Annotated in this window: 21 protein-coding genes and 1 tRNA gene; 4 read left to right on the top strand and 18 right to left on the bottom strand. The window is 49.9% G+C overall.

Annotation, left to right across the window (positions count from 1 at the left end):
* Positions 1-23 precede the first annotated feature (23 nt).
* A complete protein-coding gene (locus AC0YN4_RS31205) occupies positions 24-944 on the top strand; it encodes a helix-turn-helix domain-containing protein (RefSeq protein WP_475784706.1) in 921 nt (306 codons plus the stop codon).
* A gap of 76 nt (positions 945-1,020) precedes the next feature.
* Here AC0YN4_RS31205 and AC0YN4_RS31200 read toward each other — a convergent pair whose 3' ends face one another.
* The 7 genes from AC0YN4_RS31200 to AC0YN4_RS31170 form a co-directional block, all read right to left on the bottom strand.
* Positions 1,021-1,797 carry a sugar phosphate isomerase/epimerase family protein gene (locus AC0YN4_RS31200; RefSeq protein ID WP_475837576.1) on the bottom strand — a complete coding sequence of 259 codons (777 nt, stop codon included), beginning with the start codon at positions 1,795-1,797 and terminating at the stop codon, positions 1,021-1,023.
* Between the two features lie 178 nt (positions 1,798-1,975).
* Positions 1,976-3,268, bottom strand: coding sequence for a phosphopyruvate hydratase (eno, locus tag AC0YN4_RS31195; protein ID WP_091225610.1), 1,293 nt, complete (start codon positions 3,266-3,268; stop codon positions 1,976-1,978).
* A 114-nt stretch (positions 3,269-3,382) separates the two neighbouring features.
* Complete coding sequence (gene gpmI, locus AC0YN4_RS31190; RefSeq protein WP_475784704.1) at positions 3,383-4,915, bottom strand: 2,3-bisphosphoglycerate-independent phosphoglycerate mutase; 1,533 nt, start codon at positions 4,913-4,915, stop codon at positions 3,383-3,385.
* Between the two features lies 1 nt (position 4,916).
* Positions 4,917-5,669 (bottom strand): triose-phosphate isomerase, encoded by a 753-nt coding sequence (gene tpiA, locus AC0YN4_RS31185; protein ID WP_475784703.1) that lies wholly within the window; start codon positions 5,667-5,669, stop codon positions 4,917-4,919.
* 20 nt (positions 5,670-5,689) lie between these two features.
* Complete coding sequence (locus AC0YN4_RS31180; RefSeq protein ID WP_475784702.1) at positions 5,690-6,871, bottom strand: phosphoglycerate kinase; 1,182 nt, start codon at positions 6,869-6,871, stop codon at positions 5,690-5,692.
* Between the two features lie 430 nt (positions 6,872-7,301).
* Positions 7,302-8,306 carry a type I glyceraldehyde-3-phosphate dehydrogenase gene (gene gap, locus AC0YN4_RS31175; RefSeq protein WP_475784701.1) on the bottom strand — a complete coding sequence of 335 codons (1,005 nt, stop codon included), beginning with the start codon at positions 8,304-8,306 and terminating at the stop codon, positions 7,302-7,304.
* Between the two features lie 90 nt (positions 8,307-8,396).
* Positions 8,397-9,431 carry a sugar-binding transcriptional regulator gene (locus tag AC0YN4_RS31170; RefSeq protein ID WP_475784700.1) on the bottom strand — a complete coding sequence of 345 codons (1,035 nt, stop codon included), beginning with the start codon at positions 9,429-9,431 and terminating at the stop codon, positions 8,397-8,399.
* Between the two features lie 242 nt (positions 9,432-9,673).
* On the opposite strand from AC0YN4_RS31170, the gene AC0YN4_RS31165 reads away from it, so the two are divergent.
* From AC0YN4_RS31165 to sda, 3 genes are all read left to right on the top strand, one after another.
* A tRNA-Arg gene (locus tag AC0YN4_RS31165) sits at positions 9,674-9,748 on the top strand.
* A 292-nt stretch (positions 9,749-10,040) separates the two neighbouring features.
* On the top strand, positions 10,041-10,622 hold the full coding sequence (gene clpP / locus AC0YN4_RS31160; RefSeq protein ID WP_475784699.1) for an ATP-dependent Clp endopeptidase proteolytic subunit ClpP: 582 nt from the start codon (positions 10,041-10,043) through the stop codon (positions 10,620-10,622).
* A 239-nt stretch (positions 10,623-10,861) separates the two neighbouring features.
* On the top strand, positions 10,862-11,176 hold the full coding sequence (gene sda, locus AC0YN4_RS31155; RefSeq protein ID WP_475784698.1) for a sporulation histidine kinase inhibitor Sda: 315 nt from the start codon (positions 10,862-10,864) through the stop codon (positions 11,174-11,176).
* A gap of 91 nt (positions 11,177-11,267) precedes the next feature.
* Here sda and AC0YN4_RS31150 read toward each other — a convergent pair whose 3' ends face one another.
* From AC0YN4_RS31150 to hisF, 11 genes are all read right to left on the bottom strand, one after another.
* Positions 11,268-12,041 carry an SIMPL domain-containing protein gene (locus AC0YN4_RS31150; protein ID WP_475784723.1) on the bottom strand — a complete coding sequence of 258 codons (774 nt, stop codon included), beginning with the start codon at positions 12,039-12,041 and terminating at the stop codon, positions 11,268-11,270.
* A 147-nt stretch (positions 12,042-12,188) separates the two neighbouring features.
* Positions 12,189-12,458: an HPr family phosphocarrier protein gene (locus AC0YN4_RS31145; protein ID WP_090583454.1), complete on the bottom strand. Its 270-nt coding sequence runs from the start codon at positions 12,456-12,458 to the stop codon at positions 12,189-12,191.
* 103 nt (positions 12,459-12,561) lie between these two features.
* Positions 12,562-13,491, bottom strand: coding sequence for a DNA-binding protein WhiA (gene whiA / locus AC0YN4_RS31140; RefSeq protein WP_475784697.1), 930 nt, complete (start codon positions 13,489-13,491; stop codon positions 12,562-12,564).
* Between the two features lie 6 nt (positions 13,492-13,497).
* Positions 13,498-14,484 (bottom strand): gluconeogenesis factor YvcK family protein, encoded by a 987-nt coding sequence (locus AC0YN4_RS31135; protein ID WP_475784722.1) that lies wholly within the window; start codon positions 14,482-14,484, stop codon positions 13,498-13,500.
* A gap of 4 nt (positions 14,485-14,488) precedes the next feature.
* The gene (gene rapZ / locus AC0YN4_RS31130) at positions 14,489-15,358 is read right to left on the bottom strand and encodes an RNase adapter RapZ (RefSeq protein ID WP_090986174.1); all 870 of its coding nucleotides are present in this window, start codon (positions 15,356-15,358) and stop codon (positions 14,489-14,491) included.
* Between the two features lie 50 nt (positions 15,359-15,408).
* Positions 15,409-16,359, bottom strand: coding sequence for an ROK family glucokinase (locus tag AC0YN4_RS31125; protein WP_090986100.1), 951 nt, complete (start codon positions 16,357-16,359; stop codon positions 15,409-15,411).
* 350 nt (positions 16,360-16,709) lie between these two features.
* Positions 16,710-17,657 carry a thioredoxin-disulfide reductase gene (gene trxB / locus AC0YN4_RS31120; protein ID WP_475784696.1) on the bottom strand — a complete coding sequence of 316 codons (948 nt, stop codon included), beginning with the start codon at positions 17,655-17,657 and terminating at the stop codon, positions 16,710-16,712.
* Positions 17,658-17,685: 28 nt separating this feature from the next.
* The gene (locus AC0YN4_RS31115; protein WP_475784695.1) at positions 17,686-19,428 is read right to left on the bottom strand and encodes a tetratricopeptide repeat protein; all 1,743 of its coding nucleotides are present in this window, start codon (positions 19,426-19,428) and stop codon (positions 17,686-17,688) included.
* Positions 19,429-19,571: 143 nt separating this feature from the next.
* Positions 19,572-20,522 (bottom strand): ribose-phosphate diphosphokinase, encoded by a 951-nt coding sequence (locus AC0YN4_RS31110; RefSeq protein ID WP_475784721.1) that lies wholly within the window; start codon positions 20,520-20,522, stop codon positions 19,572-19,574.
* 273 nt (positions 20,523-20,795) lie between these two features.
* Positions 20,796-21,482: a bifunctional phosphoribosyl-AMP cyclohydrolase/phosphoribosyl-ATP diphosphatase HisIE gene (gene hisIE, locus AC0YN4_RS31105; RefSeq protein ID WP_475837575.1), complete on the bottom strand. Its 687-nt coding sequence runs from the start codon at positions 21,480-21,482 to the stop codon at positions 20,796-20,798.
* Complete coding sequence (hisF, locus tag AC0YN4_RS31100) at positions 21,479-22,237, bottom strand: imidazole glycerol phosphate synthase subunit HisF (protein WP_090986093.1); 759 nt, start codon at positions 22,235-22,237, stop codon at positions 21,479-21,481. Before hisF ends, hisIE begins: the two co-directional genes overlap by 4 nt.
* Positions 22,238-22,260: the final 23 nt, after the last annotated feature.

Genomic DNA, 22,260 nt, shown 5'->3' with positions numbered 1-22,260 from the left:
ATTCACAAGAGGGGGCACTCAACTTGTCCAACGGTCCCGCGCCAACCATTAGCTGGCAATCGCTGCAGCCTGCCGTTTGGTATGCCAATAAACTGCAGTGTCTGCCGGGCTTCTCGTTCGGTCCAAGGGTTATCGATGAGCATCAGTTTATTTTCGTTGCCGCCGGTCACGGAACGGCTTTCATTCAAGGCGAGTCTTACAGCGCTCTCCCCGGCTGCTTGTTCTACTACGGCCCCGATACGGTGCATCACTTCATCGCCGATGAGGCAGCTCCGTTTCTCTTATACGGCTTGCACTTCAGCTGGGAAGAACATAACCCCTTAGAGAGAAGCTCAGGGATTAAGATTCGCGATACCGCCAAATTCGACCCGGCGCAAGACACTACGCAAGATAATAGAATGCTGGTCGGAAGCGCAGATCTTCCGGATGATTGTCTCCAATTCCAAGATATGCGGCAGCTGTCTGTGGATCGGTTCGAGCCTCGCTTTGCACGTCTGGCCGAATGCTACAGTGCCGAATCGCGAGCCTATACAGCTCCGCTCCTTCGCGGACTTCTGCTAGAACTGCTTGCTGCCATTAAGCAAGATGAGCTTCGCAAGTCCAGCAAGCAGCAGCCCCTAACTCCTATCATTAGCGCGATCGCAGCCAAATGCGACGAGCACGCTCGCGAACGTTATGACCATAACTGGCTTGGACAGTGGAGCTCCTACCACCCTGATCATATGGCAAGACTCTTCCGCGCACAGATGGGAACGACCCCCTATGATTATTTCATGAGTCGCAAATTGCTGCTAGCCAAGGAGCTGCTAGCCCATTCCGAGCACTCGATCCTCGCCATCGCCGATGAGCTTCAGGTCGGTTCCATTCACAACTTTACCAAATGGTTTAAACAACAGACCGGCGTACCTCCAGGTCAATTCCGCAAGCATTCTCGCTTTATCTAGCACTGGCAGCATGCAGCATGCAAAAAAGGCTCCGCAATCCCAAGCCGGGAACGCAGAGCCTTTCTATACTTAACGATTATAGGTAGTCGTTCTCGCGGAAGAAATCAAGGCTAATCTTCGCGCTCTCCAGCGACGAAGAAACGAACTGCTCTTGTTCCACGAAGATGTATTGAATTCCGGATTGCTCCGCTACGTCCAAGACGCCTTTCAAATTCACGATTCCTTTGCCCACCTCGGTGTCGCTGCGACCTTGGCCAAAATCTTTAAAGTGCGCCAAAGGCAAACGGCCCGCATAACGGTTTGCATACTCAACCGGGTTTTGTCCGCCCATGTGTACCCAGCCGAAATCAAATTCGGCAATGAGGTATTCTGCAGGCACTTTCTCCAGAAGCAGATCGATAACCGGTTTACCGTCAACCAGCTTGAATTCAAAATCATGATTATGATAGCCGTAGATAAGTCCCGCTTCCGATACTTGCTTACCGGCTGCAGCCAGAATGTCTGCCAGTTTGTTCACATCTTCCACCGTCGGGTTCTCAGGCAGCGGAGCCCATGGTGTCACGATATATTGAAGACCGATTTCTTTAGCATATTCAATTTGCTTTGCCAGGTCGGCTTCGATTTTCTCAGGCTCACCGAAGTTTAGACCGACATGCGCCGATGGAGCTTGCAAGCCAAGCTCGTCCAACAAGGCTTTCAATTCCTTCGCAGGCGTATTGAAGTAACCTGCAAATTCTACTGCTTTGTAGCCCATTTCAGCTACCTTGCGAATCGTTCCGATGAAATCCTTCTCCGTTTGATCACGAAGCGTATACAACTGTAAGCCTACAACCGGTTTAGCCAATGCTTCCACCTCATAGCTCTATAGTTTTTTGTTCTGCCCTTCCTGCTCTTTCCATGCAAAAAGGGAGAGCAACAAGTCTTGCGCCTTGTTATCTCTCCCTAATTATAGCGAATGCCTAGGCTTAAACTACCTCACCTTTTGGGACACTCTTATGCCATTTTGGCTTCAACCGTTTTTCCCTCGAAACTTATTTAAAGTTTTTCAGGTTGTAAAACGCGCTTTTGCCTGCGTATTGAGCTGTGGAACCCAATTGATCTTCGATGCGAAGCAATTGGTTGTATTTTGCAACGCGGTCCGTACGGGACGGAGCGCCTGTTTTGATTTGGCCTGCGTTTGTCGCCACTGCGATGTCTGCAATTGTGCTGTCTTCGGACTCGCCGGAACGGTGGGAAATTACAGCTGTGTAGCCGGCGCGTTTTGCCATTTCGATCGCATCGAATGTTTCAGTCAGGGAACCGATTTGGTTTACTTTAACCAAGATGGAGTTACCTACACCTTTGTCGATACCGTCGGACAAACGCTCTGTGTTGGTTACGAACAGGTCATCACCAACGAGTTGGACTTTACCGCCCAATTTGTCAGTGAGCAATTTCCAACCTTCCCAGTCGTCTTCGGAGCAGCCGTCTTCGATTGTGATGATCGGGTACTTCTCAACCCACGAAGCAAGCAGGTCCACGAACTCAGCGGAAGTGAACGAACGGCCTTCGCCTTCAAGGTGGTATTTGCCATCTTTGTAGAACTCAGTGGAAGCCACGTCCATACCGAGGAATACGTCAACGCCCGGCTTGTAGCCTGCGCGCTCGATAGCGGAGATGATTGTAGTGATGGCTTCTTCGTTGGAACCAAGGTTCGGTGCGAAACCGCCTTCGTCGCCTACAGCTGTGTTCAGGCCTTTATCTTTCAGAACCGATTTCAGGTTGTGGAAGATTTCAGTACCGATGCGAAGAGCTTCTTTGAAGCTTTCTGCGCCAACCGGCAGAACCATAAACTCTTGAACGTCGATGTTGTTATCAGCGTGCTCGCCGCCGTTAACGATGTTCATCATTGGAACCGGAAGTGTTTTCGCGTTGAATCCACCTAGGTATGTGTAAAGAGGTACATCAAGCGCGTCAGCTGCTGCACGTGCACAAGCCATGGATACGGCAAGAATTGCATTTGCACCCAATTTGCCTTTGTTGTGCGTGCCATCAAGCTGGATCATTTTACGGTCGATCAGCACTTGATCAAGCGAATCCAAACCGATGATTTCAGGAGCGATGATTGTGTTTACGTTCTCGACAGCCGTCAGAACACCTTTACCCAGGTAACGGGATTTGTCGCCGTCACGAAGCTCAACAGCCTCGTAAGCGCCTGTGGAAGCACCGGATGGAACGATTGCGCGGCCTTTGCCGCCGGACTCCAGCATAACCTCAACTTCAACAGTAGGGTTACCGCGGGAATCAAGTACTTCGCGTGCATAAACGTCAGTAATGATAGACATGTTCGTAAACACTCCTTTAATTTTGATTGATTCTTTACCTAGATTATCGTCATTAATCATTAAACGCATGAATGAATATAGTAAACCTGCCTAGGCAATTTACCATTGTCGTTCTTAGCCTTGCACCAGAGGTGTTCCTGTCATCTCTTCCGGCTTCGAGAGACCTGCAAGAGATAGAATCGTCGGTGCGATATCCGCGAGGACGCCGCCTTCACGAAGAGGTCCAACCTGTTTGGTGACGATGAATGGAACCGGATTTGTCGTATGGGCCGTGAACGGACGACCATTCTCATCGATCACCATATCAGCATTGCCGTGGTCAGCCGTAATCAGACATACGCCGCCTTTAGCCAGCACCGCTTCCACGACTTGCCCCAGACACTCATCCGTTGCTTCAACCGCTTTGATCGTCGGCTCCAGCATACCGGAGTGACCCACCATATCCGGATTCGCGAAGTTCAAGATGATGACATCTTGACGATCTGCTTCGATTTCTTTCACAGCTGCAGCTGCTACTTCGTACGCGCTCATTTCCGGCTGAAGATCGTAAGTGGCTACCTTCGGAGAAGGAATCAGAATACGTGTCTCGCCAGGAAGCTCTGCGTCGCGACCACCGCTGAAGAAGAACGTAACATGCGGGTATTTCTCCGTCTCGGCGATGCGAAGCTGACGCTTCCCATTCTGCACGAGCACTTCACCCAGCGTGTTGTCGAGGTTCTTCGGCTTATACGCAACGAAGCCGCCAACGGTTTCACTGAACAGTGTCAAGCAGACAAAGTACAGATTCTCCGGCGCTTTCGGTCCACGGTCGAAACCGCGGAAGTCGCTGTTTGTAAACACTTGCGACAGCTGAATGGCACGGTCAGGACGGAAGTTGAAGAAAATAACCGCATCTTCGGATTCCACCACACCTACCGGGCTGCCGTCTTCTTTGACGATAACAGTCGGCATGACGAACTCGTCATAAACCGATTTCTCGTAGGATTCCACAACAGCTTTAATTGGATCTGTATATTGCGGTCCATCTCCATAAACCATTGCACGGTACGATTTCTCGGTACGCTCCCAACGTTTGTCGCGATCCATCGCGTAGTAGCGGCCTTGAACAGTCGCAATTTTGCCTACTCCGATTTCTTCGATCTTAGCTGTAAGTTGCTCGAGGTATCCTTTTGCGCTGTCCGGCGACACGTCGCGGCCGTCCAAGAACGCATGAATGTACACTTCCTCGACTTCTTCCTTCTTCGCAAGCTCAAGCAGGGCGAACAAGTGCGCGATATGGCTGTGTACGCCGCCGTCAGACAGCAGGCCGTACAAATGCAGCTTCTTGCCACTCTCCTTCACGTGACGGATGGCACCCATCAACGTCTCGTTGTCGAAGAACTCACCGTCGCGGATCGACTTGCTGATGCGAGTCAGGTCTTGATAGACGACACGGCCTGCGCCGATGTTCAAATGGCCAACTTCGGAGTTGCCCATTTGACCTTCCGGCAAGCCTACTGCCTCTCCGCACGCCGTTAATGTCGTATGCGGGTAGGTATTCCAGTAGCGGTCGTAGTTCGGTTTGTTCGCTTGTGCAACCGCATTGCCGGTAACATCGTTGCGCAAACCGAATCCGTCCAAAATAATGAGTGCAACCGGAGCTGTCATCTTACTTCGCCCCCTCGACAAGTGCGATGAAGGATGCAGGCTCTAAGCTTGCACCGCCAACCAATGCGCCGTCGATATTGGATTGACCCAAATATTCGCTTACGTTGTTCGGTTTCACGCTGCCGCCGTATTGAATGCGAACTGCATCAGCCGTTGCTGCATCGTACAATCCCACGATAACATCGCGGATGAATGCAATCACGTCTTCTGCATCAGCGGAAGTCGAAGATTTGCCTGTGCCGATTGCCCAGATAGGCTCATAAGCAACGACAACTTCTGCCGCTTGTGCTGCGGACAAACCTTGGAAAGCTGCTTCGGTTTGCACTTTACAAACCGATTTGGTTTGCTCTGCTTCGCGTTCTTCCAGCTTCTCGCCAACACATACGATCGGCGTGAGACCGTGCTTGAATGCAGCATGGACTTTCTTATTTACAATCTCATCGGATTCCGCAAAATATGCGCGGCGCTCCGAGTGACCGATGATTACATATTGAACGCCAAGGTCTTTCAGCATAACGCCGCTGATTTCGCCCGTGAACGCACCGTTGTCCTCGAAGTGGACATTTTGCGCACCGATTGCGATCGCTGTGCCTTTAGCCGCTTCTACAAGCGCAGGCAGTGTTGTGAATGGCGCGCAGATGACTGTTTCAACACCGTCAACCTCTGCTTTGCCTTTAACGTCTGCGAAGAATGCAGTCGCTTCAGAAACCGTTTTGAACATTTTCCAGTTGCCTGCAATAATTGGTTTACGCATCGTTATTCGCCCCTTATCCCTTACTTATCGTTCAGTGCAACGACGCCCGGAAGCGCCTTGCCTTCCATGAATTCCAACGAAGCGCCGCCGCCAGTGGAGATGTGGTCCATCTTATCAGCAAGACCGAACTTCTCTGCAGCAGCCGCGGAATCGCCGCCGCCGATAATCGTGTAAGCATCTGTATCTGCACAAGCCGCTGCAACTGCACGAGTACCGTGCGAGAATGGCTCGATTTCAAATACGCCCATCGGTCCGTTCCATACAACCAGCTTGGAATTCTTGATTACATCTGCATACAGCTCACGTGTTTTCGGACCGATGTCGATGCCTTCCCATTCAGCAGGGATGCCGTCAACATCAACGATTTGCGTGTTTGCTTTCGCGCTGAACTCGTCCGTAATGACGATATCAACCGGCAGCAGGAACTGCTTGCCCATCGATTTGGCTTTCTCGATAAACTCAAGCGCCAGATCAAGCTTGGAGTTGTCGCAGAGCGATTGGCCGATTTCATGGCCTTGCGCTTTGAAGAACGTATAGGAAAGACCGCCGCCGATGATGATGTTATCTGCGATTTCGATCATTTTGTTGATAACGTCGATTTTATCTTTAACCTTGGATCCGCCGACAATCGCCGTGAATGGACGTTCTGGTTTCAGGAGCGCGCGACCAAGCACGTCAAGCTCTTTCTCCATCAGAAGACCGGATACAGCCGGCAAATAGTGTGCGATACCTTCAGTCGATGCATGAGCGCGGTGAGCAGCGCCGAAAGCATCATTGACGAACAGATCCGCCAGCTCGGCAAATTGCTTCGCCAATTCCGGATCATTCTTCTCTTCACCCTCGTAGAAACGAACGTTCTCAAGCAACAGCACGTCGCCTTCTTTAAGAGCAGCCACTTGCGCTTTAACAGATTCACCAACGGCTTCGTCTGTTTTGACAACCGGCTTGCCAAGCAATTGCGACAAACGAATGCCGGCTTCAGTTAAACGCATGCCTTCAACGACTTGACCTTTTGGACGTCCCAGGTGGCTCGCCAAAATCACTTTCGCACCGTTCTCGATCAGATACTTGATGGTAGGCAGCGTCTCGCGAATACGCGTATCATCCGTAATCGCACCGTTCTCCATTGGTACGTTAAAATCCACACGAACAAATACACGTTTACCGGCTACTTCAACGTCACGCACACTCTTCTTGTTCATTAGTGAAATCCTCCCGGGAACCCCATGATAAAGGTCTTAAGTATATTTAAATTCTCCACTTGCTATCCATCCCGCAGTCTGTGCGGGTTTATATCTATATGTTTCGCTCTAGTTTCCCGCAGGGAAACCGGCGTTGCAGGTTGCAACGGGCAACCGCTAATAAAAAGAAGCATCCGGATCCCCTGAAGGGAGCCGCAGATGCATTAAAAACTCTTGAACTCTGAACTAGGGAGCGCCGCATGAAAGCTTACGATCCCGTGATGCGCCATGCGGCGTATCACGAAGTTCGTATGGCGAGCATCCGCAAACTATCGCGAAGGAGCTGCCACAAGCAGCTCCTTCGACGGTTATTGGGTGTCCAGAGGGGAACCCTTGGAATCCCCCTTTTCAAGGGGGACTTAGGGGGATCGTCCTAGGAATTAAAGGGTTCTTACAGACCCTTAGAAGCGATGTAAGCAGCAAGGTCAACTACACGGTTGGAGTAGCCCCACTCGTTGTCGTACCAAGAAATGATTTTAACCATGTTACCTTCAACAACCATAGTCGACAAAGCGTCGATTGTGGAAGAAGCCGGGTCGCTGTTGTAGTCGCTCGATACAAGCGGCTCATCGGAGTAGTTCATGATGCCTTTAAGGGAAGTTTCAGCTGCATCTTTCAATGCTGCGTTTACTTCGTCAACAGTTACGTTAACTTTCAATTCAGCAACCAAGTCAGTTACGGAAACGTTAGGCGTAGGAACACGCATAGCCATACCGTTCAATTTGCCTTTCAACTCAGGCAGTACAAGGGATACTGCTTTAGCAGCGCCTGTGGAAGAAGGAATGATGTTTTCTGCAGCAGCGCGAGCACGGCGCAGGTCTTTATGTGGAACGTCCAATACGGATTGATCGTTAGTGTACGAGTGAATAGTAGTCATCATACCTTTTACGATACCGAACTTGTCGTTGATTACTTTAGCGAATGGTGCAAGGCAGTTCGTTGTGCAAGAAGCGTTGGAGATGATTGTGTGAGCGGAAGCATCGTATTTATCTTCGTTAACGCCCATTACGATAGTGATATCTTCGTTAGTAGCTGGAGCGGAGATGATTACTTTCTTCGCGCCGCCTTTCAAGTGAAGCTCAGCTTTGTCTTTCGCTGTGAAAATACCAGTGGATTCAACAACGATTTCTGCGCCTACAGAAGCCCATGGAAGGTTCTCAGGGTTACGTTCAGCAAAAACCTTGATTTCACGGCCATTTACGATCAGCGCGCCTTCTTTAGCTTCTACAGTAGCTTCCAGCTTACCATGAGTAGTGTCATATTTAAGCAAGTGAGCCAGTGTGTTTGTGTCTGTCAAATCGTTAACAGCCACCACTTGTACATTCGGGTTGTTCAATGCTGCGCGGAACACGTTACGGCCGATACGACCAAATCCGTTAATACCAACTTTTACCATTTTAGTTTCCTCCTAGGCATAATTTCATTTATCTCAAGACGAGGCGTTGGACACCGGTTTCCGGCAGTCCACTCGTCAAGATCACAACACTTACTGTTCCTGATCGATGATCGCTGCAATTTCAAGGGCAGCTGCCTCGTCGGTGACGAGTACATCATCATGTCCAAAGCGCATTACAGCTGCGATCGCTTCACCTTTACTGCGGCCGCCTGCAATCGCAATGACAACCTCAGTTTCCATAATGTCTTCGATTCGAAGACCTGCAGTGAGCATCTTATGAACGACAGAACCGCTCCGGTCAAAATAGTACCCGAATGATTCAGCAAGCGCTCCTTCAGCCTTGAGTGCATCGACGACTGCCGCATCCACGCGTCTGCGACGAGCCATTACCATAGCGTCCCCGATCCCATGAACGACGATGCGGGCTTTGCGAATAACTTCCACAATCTCCCTCACGTTCGGTTCCTGCATCAAGGAGGTGTACGCTTCTTCGCCCAAGTGGTCCGGTACATGAAGCATCCGGTATTGCGCACCTGTTCGCTTAGCCATTGTCGAAACAATCGTATTGGCTTGGTAGTCCAAGCTTTCGCCAAGTCCGCCACGCGCCGGTACGAACCAATTGCCTTTGAGCGGTGTCTGCACAGTCAGTTGATTGGCAACTTGAGCTAATGTCGATCCGCCTGTTACGGCAATGACATCGTCGTTCTTCATCGCTCTGCTCAGTACTGCGCATCCTGCTCGTCCCAACTCCCGCTTAGTATGAGGGGAAGCATCGGAATCACCGGAGACGATAACAACTTGCTTTAAACCAAAATGCTTGCGAATTCTCTCTTCCAGCTCCGACAATCCGAACATCGCTTTGTAGAAAGGCTCCATATCCTCAAGCAGCCGTTTACCGGCATCACTGATCCGCATCCCTGCAGCATCAATGAGGAGAAGCTCCTGTGCTTTGAGAAAATCCGTTTCTGCGCGCAGCACCCGCTCTGTCATATCGAGTGAAGCCGCTAACGTGCGCCGACCGATCATATCCGAGAGCATGACCTGACGGAGAATAAGATACCTTTTCCTCATGACGATTAGTAAGTCTGGCAGAAGCTGCTGCTGTATTTCGATGAGAGATTGCATCTTCCAACATCAACTCCTGTTGCAGAGAGAGGCTTTCATATCTCTTAGGACAATCACAGGGACGCGTTTCGTCCCATATGCTCTTTTTAAGTCCCACAGCTATTGTAACCCAAACTGAAGTCAGGGGCAAGATCAGTTTGCCTAATGAAACCGTTTACTGTCACGATTTGCACAAAATTAATTTCTCTAGCAGCCTTGCTTTTCTTTCCTCAATCACATATACTTATCTTCGCTGTCACTTTGCGCCCGTGGTCCAATGGATATGACGTAGGCCTCCGGAGCCTGAGATCGAGGTTCAATTCCTCGCGGGCGCGCCATAATAACTATAATGAATGTCTCATAATGAAGGACCTTCCGATTTATCGGAGGGTCCTTCTTCATGTTTCAGGCAGAAGCTCACCTCCAACAGCATCTCCATTTCTACTCGAATGTAACCTTCATTTCTGCCTGTTTAGCTTGTTTACAGACAATTTGACCATCTTTGACTTTTAATTCACAATCCGTTATGATGAATTTATTAGCAGTTCAATAATCAAGGGTGATCATACCACTCCGATTGCTGCATCTGCGTTTCACCACTATATGAATGTTCTAGAGGAGGGACTTACGATGAGTTTCGTACCAATGGTTATCGAATCGAACAACCGCGGCGAACGCGCATACGACATTTACTCCCGTTTGCTGAAGGATCGAATTGTATTCCTAGGCACGCCAGTCAACGATATGGTGGCTAACTCCATTATCGCGCAGCTATTGTTCCTTGCAGCCGACGATCCGGATAAGGACATCTCGCTTTACATTAACAGCCCTGGCGGTTCGGTCTCTGCAGGTCTCGCCATTTTCGATACGATGAATTTCATTAAACCGTCTGTTTCCACCATTTGCGTGGGTATGGCCGCTTCGATGGGCGCATTCTTGCTGTCAGCCGGCGCTAAAGGCAAACGTTACGCGCTTCCTAACAGTGAAGTCATGATTCATCAGCCGCTTGGCGGAGCACAAGGTCAAGCAAGCGATATCGAGATCCGTGCGAAGCACATCTTGAAAACGCGCGATACGCTGAACCGGATTCTAGTGGAGAATACCGGCCAAACGCTTGAGAAGATCGAGCGCGATACCGACCGCGATTACTTCATGTCCGCTGCAGAAGCAGCAGCTTACGGCCTCGTTGATAAGGTTATCGAGAAATTGTAAGCCAATAGCCATTGCGGATAAGAAACAGAAGAGAGCGTTAATCCTTTGCGGGATTAACGCTCTTTTTTATCTGCCTTCAATCGATTACCATAGTTAATTGATTATGTCAATGACAATTTGAAGCGCTGAATGGGAAGGGACTGCTCCATCAAATCATGATAAGATGTACTAAATGATTCCATATCCACCGTCACTTAGGACATGTTTCGGAAATCTAATATAAACGGAGTTGCACACGCATGAAACTTACGAACCCATTCGCAAGCGTGCGAAATTTCATTCGATCCAGTGATTCTGGCAGCGTCTTCACTTCCTACACGCCATCGTATGAACCTAACTTTCAGCATGCCACAACTGAAACAGATAATCAGAATCTCTTCTTGCCTATGCAGGACAAGTCTCTCCTGTTGCGTCCACTTAGCGATACTCATTTAATTGAAGTGTATCATGAAGCTAGAGCGATGCGTTTATCCGAAGAGTTTATTGCGCTGATTGAGCACGCTATTGAGCAACGTGGTTTGTCCACTGCTGATGAGCGGAAATCATTAGCCTAACTCATGTCGTCCAGATCATCATATAAGGCAGACCCTTCTCCATTATGGAGAGTGGTCTGCCTTATTTTTTCGCTAGTATACCGCCGTCGTATTATTGCATTTCATATACGACTGTAACATCCGCAGATACATTAATTACCCCGGTTTGCACACTCGTTTCCGCTTTATCAGCCATACCCGCTGCTTCCGGAGCCATTTGATCCCGGCCGTAGTAGATGGGTCCGCTGCTCATGCCATTCTGCGAGATGCTGATGACTTCCTTCACTTGTTTGCCAGCCGCCTTCGCAAGTGCAGTTGCTTTCACTTTGGCGTTAGCCATTGCTTTCTCAAGCGCTTGAATCTCATATTGCTCTTGCTTCTCGGTATTGAACTGAACACCGTCTACCCGGTTAGCGCCATTAGCCGACAGATCATCCAGCAATTTGCCGATGCCATCTAAATCACGTGTTGTAATTTGGATGTTGTGCACGGACAGATAGCCTTTGATTTTGCTTGTGCCGTCTTTGCTGTTGTATTCATATTCCGCCTGCACGTAGAATCCTACCGTCTTGACATCCTTCGCATTCATCTTGTACGTGTCGAACAACACTTTCTTCAAGCCTGCGAACTGTGTCGCATTCTTCGACTGTGCTTCCTTCGCCGTAGCCGCGCGCGCTTCTACCGCTACGCTAAGATATGCCACATCCGGTGCCGCCTCCAGCTTACCAGTGCCCGCTACTGTAATCGTGCTCTTCTGTACCATGACCCCATTATCCACCGCATACACCTCATTGCTGCCATGACCGCTTGCCCCAAACATTGCCCCTACGCCTACCGCAAGTGCCAGTACTGGTACCATCAGCCATTTGGATTGCAACTTCACCATCACGTTCAGCCCCCTTCAATCTCCATATTTGGTTCTATCTACTCAGACGCTGTTCTCCAATCGTTTGTTGCGGCAATGCAGCCAATAATTGCCCATTAAATAGAAAAAACCCCCAATAGGGAGCTTCTTCGATGCGTTTATGTCTGATTATTGGTTTTCAAGCTCTTCCTTGCTAACCAGGTTGACTAAAGCGGTTACAGCTTGATCGGCGTCGGAACCTTCCGCGCTTATTGTAACCTCAGTACCTGAGCTGATAGCAAGACTCATAATACCCATAATCGATTTAGCGTTCACTTTTTTATCGTCTTTCTCTACGAACACCTCGGAAGAAAACTTGTTCGCTTCCTGAACAAAAAGTGCGGCCGGTCTTGCATGAAGACCTGTCTTCAGTCGAACGACAACCGGATGCCTTGTCATGGAAACCTTACCCCCTATACGAAATTCAATCTTGCGATCATTTGCACCAAGTCATTTTATTCGCTATTATATCACTTTTCTAAAGTCTACACTAGCCTTCTGCCTAACCGTTCCTTAATTTTTCGGCTAACTCGTCGATTTTGCGCAAACGGTGGTTTACACCGGACTTGCTCACCTTGCCCTTGAGCATCTCGCCGACTTCCGTTAAATTCAAATCCGGATGCAACAGCCGTATATTGGCCACCTCGCGAAGCTTATCTGGCAGTGTATCCAGCCCCACCTCACGCTCGAGCAGCTTAATATTATCGATCTGCCTCACGGCCGCACCAATCGTTTTGTTCAAATTCGCCGTCTCGCAATTGACGATTCGGTTGACAGAGTTACGCATATCACGCATGATGCGTACATCCTCGAATTTGAAGAGCGCTTGATGGGCACCGATGATGCTGAGGAGCTCGATAATTTTCTCGCCCTCTTTCATGTAGAAGATGAATCCTTTCTTACGTTCAATGCAGCGGGCGTTCAGTTCAAACTTATTCGCCAGCTCCACGAGCGCTTGACAGTGCTCTTCATACATGGTGGCTATCTCCAGGTGGTAGGACGATCCTTCCGGGTTATTTACGGAACCCCCGGCCAGGAACGCGCCGCGTAAGTAGGAACGTTTGCAGCATGACTTGCGAATAATGTCCCTGTCGATGCCCTGGTTAAACATGAAGCCCTCGGAGACAATTTTGAGGTTACTCAATATCTCTTGCACGTTGGTCGGAATCCGCACGATATAGACGTTATTCTTCTTCAATCTCATCTTCTTGCGAACCAGCAGCTCCGTATGAACAGCGAACTGCTTCTTGATGAGGGAATAGATCCGTCTTGCAATCGCCGCGTTTTCCGTCGATATATCGAGTATTACCTTTCGACTCGACAACGAAACCGAGCCGTTCATTCGAATCAATGCAGAGAGCTCCGCCTTCTCACAGCACGGATCGGCTTCGATGAGCGTCAATTCTTTTTTGGTTTGTCCCGCAAAAGACAATGTAACTCACCTCTTTCGTTCCATCCAGTTTTCCACAAGCTGATAAATATGATGACTTAACCTAGCTGCATCATGACGCAAATACGTGCGAAACAGTACGAGCCGGTCTGCAATAACTTCATAGCCGCGCCGCTTCACTTCTTCGAGATCAAGATGTACAGCTTTTGCACCTCGTTCGGCGTACTTATTTTGCACCTGCTCAGGTATTTCACCGTCGTTAACGATGACATAATCGAACAGATGATGACCGATATGCGCATGTACAGCAGCCAAATGGTCGCTTACCGAATAATTATCCGTTTCTCCCGGCTGCGTCATTACGTTACATACAAACATCTTCACTGCATTGGAATCCACGATTGCTTGAGCCAGCTTAGGCACCAGCAAATTCGGGATAATGCTCGTATAGAGACTGCCCGGACCGATCAGGATTGCATCGGCTTCACGGATTGCCTCCACGGCTTCTTCCAGAGGCTCGACATCTGGCGGCTCAATAAAGACCCGCTTAATCGCTTTGCCTGCCTTCGGAATGTTCGACTCGCCTGTAATGATCGTGCCGTCCACCGTCTCCGCCTTCAGCACAATGGCTTCACCTGCAGCAGGCAGTACACGTCCGCGAACCGCAAGCACTTTACTGAGCATTCGAACGCCGGACACAAAATCACCGGAGATGTCGGTCATTGCCGCAAGCATCAAGTTGCCTAAGCTATGACCCGCAAGGCCGTTTCCGGAATTAAACCGATACTGCAGCAAATCGGAGAGAAGCGGCTCGACGTCGGCAAGGGCAATCAACACGTTGCGGATATCGCCCGGAGGCGGCATCTGCAGTTCATTTCGCAGAATACCGGAGCTTCCGCCATCATCGGCCACCGTTACGATGGCCGTTATATCAAGCGGCTTCTCTTTCAATCCACGCAGCATGACCGACAGCCCTGTACCTCCGCCGATAACAACAATTCGGGGCTTCTGTTCTTTTCTCCGTTCTGCCACGATTACCTCAGCTCCGATCACGATCTGAATCTCGATGACTGACTCGAACGAGCTCTGTGTCACTGCTGCCAAGCATTCGCCCTAGATATTCGGCAATGGCGACCGAACGGTGTTTACCGCCCGTACATCCAATCCCGATCACAACCTGGCTCTTGCCTTCTTTCCGATAAAGGGGAATAAGAAACTGCAGCATATCGAGCAGCTTCGTGAGGAATGCCTGTGTTTCCGGCCATTTCATCACATACTCGAACACTTCTGGATCTTGGCCCGTATTGGGGCGCAAATGATCGACATAATGCGGATTCGGGAGAAAACGAACATCGTATATGAGATCGGCGTCGATTGGGATTCCATATTTGAATCCAAATGAAGTGACATTAATAGAGATTGTATTGAGATCTGAGTTCGTGAAGCGAGACATGATTCGTTCTTTCAGCTGAGCCGGTTTCAAGTTACTTGTATCGATAACCTGTGTCGCCCAGCCTTTCAGATCCTCAAGAATACGTCTTTCCAGCTTAATGCCTTCCAGCGGCAATCCTTCCGAAGCCAGCGGATGAAGTCGGCGGCTTTCCTTATAACGCTGCACGAGCACGCCATCCGTTGCATCCAGGAAGAGAATCTCATACCCAATCGTGTAGTGCTCCTTCATATAGTTCAGTGATTCAGACAAAGCCGTGAAAAACTCGCGTCCTCGTAAATCAATTACGAGTGCGACCTTACCGATTTTGCCATTGGACTGTTCTATGAGCTCCGCAAACTTCGGAATGAGCACCGGCGGAAGATTATCTACGCAGAAAAATCCGAGATCCTCCAGGCTTTGTACCGCAATCGTTTTACCAGCACCGGACATGCCTGTAATGATGACTAGCTTTGCCATCGCTGTTCCCGCTTCCACACTCAATCCCCCCCACCGTCTACCATGACTTTCTACGCACGAATAATTAGACCAGCCGCACCGACAACGCCTGCATCGTTACCAAGAATAGCCGGTACGATTTCAACGCCTTCTTGCGCCATTTCAGGTGCAGACTTCTTGAATGCTTCACGAATTTGTTCAAACAGGAACTCGCCTGCTTTGGATACACCGCCGCCAATGATGAAACGCTGCGGATTAAGAACAACCGCTACGGTAGCCATCGACTTACCCAAGTAATGCGCTGCGCGAGCAACGATACGAGCCGCTACTTCATCTCCGGCTTTAGCTGCATCTACGACATCCTTCGCCATAATATTCGTTACGAACGAAAGCGAAGTGCGATCCCCGCGTTCGACAGCATCTTTCGCCATACGGATAATACCCGTAGCGGAAGAAACCGTCTCCAAGCAGCCCATTCTGCCGCAGCCGCATTGAATCGCTTCGAGATCCGGCACGATCGGAATATGACCCAGCTCGCCGGCCATGCCTGCGAAACCTTCTACGATTTTACCGTTTATAATTACACCGCCGCCAACGCCTGTTCCAAGCGTGTAGCATACGCAATCCGAAATATTACGGCCTGCTCCCGCCCATGCTTCGCCAAGTGCTGCAACGTTTGCGTCATTATTGACTAGTACTTTTTTACCAAGCTTCTCTTCAAGAATCGCTTTCAGAGGAACATGATCAAAGAACAGATTAACCGACTGCTTTACGATGCCGTTCGGGATATCGAGGAAACCGGCAATACCAATGCCTACGCCTTCTACTTGTTCCCACGTGAATGGGGACTGTTCGACGATCAGCTTGGCATAGTCAGCGATATTCGCGCAAACGACGTCAGAGCCTTTCTCAACTTCAGTTGCTCCTTCAAACGTATGCAACAATGCGCCTTCCATACTGCAAATACCAACTTTAATTGTTGTACCGCCAATATCTACTCCAACGACTATTTTCTCAGACATAATAGGCCACCTCTATAATATAAGGATCTGGGGTTACTTCTGTTCCAACTAAACTATAAGCGAACGCTTCCAACTGGTCAAGGTGAAACGGCTGCCGCCATCCCATTGGTGGCGCAGCGCGTTTCATTCCGTAGAAATACAAGGTGAGTGTAGAGTGAAACCTTTACTTTCTTGTATTTCAAGGCTCGCTCTATCAGGTGAAATTAACGGGTCTTAGGCTTAATAATATAAGGGATTAAACTGCCCCAGCCGCGCTAACATGAAGTGACGCCGTCCGTTGCTACGGACAGCGTCATCCATACGTCATTCACTTGTGCAGAGCCACTCTTGATGCAGTACGCAGCTTGCTATTATACCGATTGACTCCAGTCATGCACGGCGTGACCTTCAATGAATTTCTCACAATCAAGTGCAGCCATACAGCCGCTTCCCGCCGCTGTAATCGCTTGGCGGTACTTGTTGTCCTGTACATCGCCGCAAGCGAAGATACCGGGAATGTTCGTTTCCGATGTACCCGGCTTCACGATCAGATAGCCTGTCTCGTCTGTTTCCAGCTGGCCGCCGAGGAATTTCGTGTTCGGCGTGTGGCCGATCGCAACGAAGATTCCGTTAGTTTCGATAACTTCCTCTTCCCCTGTTTGGTTGTTGCGCACTTTAAGGCCGGTTACAGCCATGTCATTTGCGACAACCTCCAGCGGTGTGCGATCAAGCGCCCAAGTAATCTTGCTGTTCTCGCGTGCACGGTCCTGCATGATCTTGGAAGCGCGCATTTCTGGACGGCGGTGAACGAGTACGACCTCCGAAGCGAAACGCGTCAAGAAGTTCGCTTCTTCCATAGCGGAGTCGCCGCCGCCTACCACGATAATTTTCTTACCGCGGAAGAAGAATCCGTCACAAGTTGCACATGTGCTTACGCCGCGTCCAACATTCTCGCGTTCGTTAGCAATACCGAGGTATTTAGCCGAAGCACCCGTAGAGATAATGAGGGATTCTGCTTGCAGCTCGCCTTGCCCTTCCACTTGAATTGTGAACGGACGCTTCGAAGTATCTACCGAATTAACCCAGCCTGTACGGAATTCCGCACCGAAGCGCTCCGCTTGCTTACGCATGTTGGCCATCAGATCAGGACCCATAATGCCATCAGGGAAACCCGGGAAGTTCTCAACCTCTGTCGTTGTCGTCAATTGTCCGCCCGGCTCAGGACCTTCAATAATAAGCGGGTTCATGTTCGCACGAGCCAAGTAGATCGCGGCTGTCAGCCCTGCAGGGCCTGTTCCGATAATAATTGCTTTATGCACAGATGTTACCTCCTAAGCATGGACTCCCCTAGTCGCGATGTTCCGCAAGTCCCGGGAATGTCATTCTCATTTTTTCTTTAATACCGCATATTTCATCAATGCGTTTGGCGCATTTGCTAACCGTTGCAATCGACGTCCCATACCGCTGAGATACCTCGTGGTAGGAAATTTCTCTCCGGTGCATTTTGGCTGTCAAATACTCAAGCGCAGCAGCCCAGCCTTCCACTTTTCCAAGTTTCGGCACGTTGGGGTATATCCGCGAAAGAAACTCAATCCACAGCGTGAGCAAATCATGCTGCTGAACGAGGTCATAATGCTTGTTCATCCGCTGCAATGCTGCTTCAAGAACCGATTGCCATTTATCCTCCCAAACCGGAAGTCTCGAGGGCATCCGGCTATGTTCGATAACCGTTTCTTTGCCTTCAAGCACCGCTTTAAGCGATTCATGCACGCCGATGGAACGAAGCACGAAGATCGCAATTCGTTTCAAATAGTCATCTTCCTGCGGCTCTACGATAAAATCACGCAGCGCATCCTTCACTTCATTATCGGCAATCATACCAAGAGCTTGGATAACCTGCAGCTTCGTATGTCTGTCGCCATGTCGCAGCGCCCAGAAGAACGAAGAACGAACAAGCGGATCCCGCTTCATATGATCAGGCAGCGCTTCGGTCGACTTCTCCCACAGCTTGAACTGCTCTTCGAAGGGCAGGTGATAATGGTAGCTCGTAGGCGCCACATTCAAACCCTTCTCCATAAGCGAAAGCTGCTCCAGATAGTAGCCCGGTACATGCGATTCGCTGTCCAGCTTACTGACCTGATGCCACAGTTTCTTAGCCTCTTCGTAACGCCCCATATTGCAAGCCGCAACGGCCGCATAGTGGTAGAGACACGGATCAGACTTCAACGCATTGTCCTTGAGCAGACGAATGAAGTGACGGTACGCCTCGCCGTGTTCCCCTAGAATACCCATTGTTGTAGCTAACTTAAACACATGCTCCTGATGGAATGGCACGGTTTTGCAAAGCAGCTCCACTAACGGTTTCAGCTGTTCCTGATCACCGGCATGCTGATGGAAGATCGCCAGGTTACATAGCGCATGCAAATTGCCCGGTTCAATGTCCAGCACCTGATGAATCGTGACCATCGCTTTGTCGAAAATACCCATATAGTAGTAGGCTAACGCTAGGTTGTTGCGAGCCGCAAGAAATTCGCCGTTCTTCTCGACAATACTCTCCAGCAATCGCACCGCTTCAACAAACTTGCCTTCTTCGAGCATGGACCTTGCTCGGTCATGTTCGAAGAATCCTTCGCGCGCCTTGATATAAGCCAGCTTCATCGGACGCTCCAGCTCAAAGTGGAGCAGCTCCATCATTTCTTCGGCTTCATCGAGAAATTGCCCTTCGGGATCTTCCTCCAGGTATTTCACGAGTGAATCCTCAGCGGCTTCGTAATTCTCCATGTTGGCGAAATTGTTCGCCATATAGAAATGGCATTCCGTCATCTCCGGATCGAGCTCGTTCACAATCGACGACAAGATTCGGTTCGATTCCTCGTAATTGCCCATTTCTGACAAAATGCCGGCCATATTGCAATGATTCACCGGATTATCCGGTTCATACTCGGCCGCGCGGCGGAAATACTTCAGTGCCTTGTCATAATGATAACGATCCATCGACCGAACCGCTCGCTCGAAGAAGAAGGTTGCGTCCCATTGTATCGGAATGACTTTCGTGCTGTGGCTGGCTACCGCAATTTTCTTTTCTTTCATAACAAAAGGCACCTCCCCGGTACATCAAATATTCTACGATTATACCATAGCGCGGCCTATCCTTACACGAAAGAATATGTGGGAAATCGCGGGCATTCGCCCGCGATTTCGGAGTTTGGCCTTACGTACAGGCCGTATATTGCCTAGATTCCGGCATTTTTGAAGAGCGTGCTGATGGAGCCGCCTTCAATGATAATGCGCGTCGTTTCGGCTAAGATTGGCGCTACAGACAATACGGTGAAGCGGTCGGAACAGTTCTCCGGCAGCGCAATAGAGTCCGTTACTACGACTTCTTTAATATTCGGATGGTCTAATCGCTGCACTGCAGGGCCGGAGAAGAGCGGGTGCGTTGCACACACGTACACATCTTCAGCGCCGCGTTCTTTGAGACCTTCCACAACATTGACGATCGTCGTGCCCGTATCAATCAAGTCCTCGATAATTATTGGAGTCTGGCCTTCTACATCACCGATAACATGCGTTATGACGGATTCATTGTGTGCCGGACGTTTCTTAATCATAATCGCGAACGGTGCATCCAGATAGTTAGCCAGCTTCTCGGCAGTCGAGGCACGGCCCGCATCCGGAGATACTACAATCGGATTCTTAATGTTCTTCGATTTCAAGTAATCACTGATTAGATCTAGGCCAGTCAGATGATCAACAGGGATATTGAAGAAGCCCTGGATCGCCGGTGCGTGCAGATCAATCGTAATCACGCGGTTTGCACCAACGGTCGTCAGTACGTCCGCAAGCATTTTAGCCGAGATCGGTTCACGCGGAGCCGCTTTGCGCTCTTGGCGTGCGTAACCATAGTACGGCACGATGATGTTGACGGTACGCGCGGAAGCACGCTTCGCCGCATCGATCATGACGAGCAATTCGACAAAATGATCATTGATCGGATGTGAGAACGACTGTACAAGGAATACATCACAATTACGGATTGTTTCCTCGTAGTGAACATAAATTTCACCGCTTTTGAAACGAGACACTTTGATTTTACCGAGCTCCAGACCTAGATTCTCGCAGATCCGTTCCGCAAGTTTGGGATTCGAGGACCCCGAGAAAATACGCAGCTTGTCGCTAAACAACATAATACCCTCCTGAGCGATTAGACCACTTTTTATTTACATGCATCAAAAACACCGCTTGATTCGACACCCTTCATTATACATGGAAATCGTAATATTTCAAAAAACGATCAAATGCGCAAAAAGACCCATTATCCGCAACAATTGCACGTTCTCGGCATCTTTCAACAGCTAGCTCGGTTTGTCCCGATTTATGAACGTTTTATGGCAAAACGCCGTAGAACCGAGCACTGACAATCAGGCTCGGTTCCTTATACAGCCGCTTGACTTCAATTACTTCGGCTGTTTGGATTTGTTGTGACGACGACCAAGCTCAGTCATGACCTCGTCCAAGGACAAGCCGCGCTCGCGAAGCAGCACCATCAAGTGGAAGATCAGATCGCTCGTTTCACAGCGCAGCTCATCATTGTCTTTGTTCTTAGCTGCAATAATGACTTCTGCCGACTCTTCGCCGACCTTCTTCAAGATCTTGTCGACGCCTTTCTCGAACAGATACGTTGTATACGCACCTTCCGGACGCTCTGTATAACGCTGTGCGATTATGGCTTCGAGCTGATTCAGCATCGCGAATCGGTCGCTTGTCAGCGTTGTCGCATTCTCATCTACACCTTGAATGCCCGTCACTTCATTCGTGAAGCAGCTGTATGAGCCTGTGTGACAAGCCGGTCCGGTCTGCTCGACGCGAAGCAGCAGTGTGTCGCCATCGCAATCATAATGCATCGAGACGATTCGCTGCGTATGGCCGCTTGTCGCTCCCTTGTGCCACAATTCGCCGCGCGAACGACTCCAGAACCATGTCTCGCCTGTCGCGATCGAACGACCAAGCGACTCCTCATTCATATAAGCCATCATAAGAACTTCTTTGCTATTGGCATCCTGCACGATTGCCGGTACGAGTCCGGCCCCCTCATTCCATTTGATCGCTGCAGCAACCGTCTCTATTCCTTGTCCAGTACTCACCTGATCTCGACTCCTTTCAGCCGCAAGTCATCCTTCACATCGCGGATCGTCAATTCTTTATAATGAAAAATCGTTGCTGCAAGACCCGCATCTGCATGACCCTGCTGAAATACATCGTAGAAATGCTCCACCTTGCCGGCACCGCCGGACGCGATAACCGGAATGCCGATTGACTGCGATACCGCTTGAGTCAGCTTAATATCAAACCCGTCCTTCGTACCGTCCGCATCCATGCTTGTGAGCAAAATCTCGCCCGCTCCAAGCGACTCCACTTCTTTCACCCAAGCAAGCGCCTTAATCCCGGTCGCTGTACGTCCGCCGTGCGTGTACACTTCCCATTCGCCCCAAGCCGGGTTGAACTTGGCATCGATCGCAACTACAATACATTGGGAGCCGAACTTTCGAGCTCCGTCCTTCACTAGCGAAGGGTTCTTTACCGCTGCCGTATTGATGCCAATCTTGTCGGCTCCGGCGCGAAGCAGCCGCTTCATATCATCGACGTGAGAGATGCCACCGCCTACCGTAAAAGGTATCGTAATTTCGCCGGCCGTTCGTTTGACGACCTCGATCATCGTCGCTCTGCCTTCAACCGAAGCGGAGATATCAAGGAAAACAAGCTCGTCCGCGCCTTCCTTGTCGTAAATGGCTGCAAGCTCTACAGGATCGCCTGCATCGCGCAAGTTGACAAAGTTGACTCCTTTCACAACCCGGCCGTCCTTCACGTCCAGACATGGAATAATACGTTTGGCCAGCATCCGAATGCCGCCTCCCTTCTAGC

The sequence above is a fragment of the Paenibacillus sp. J22R3 genome (genome assembly GCF_056269305.1).
The sequence above is the reverse complement of the archived record's forward strand: the minus strand, read 5'-3'. Positions and strand labels throughout refer to the sequence as shown.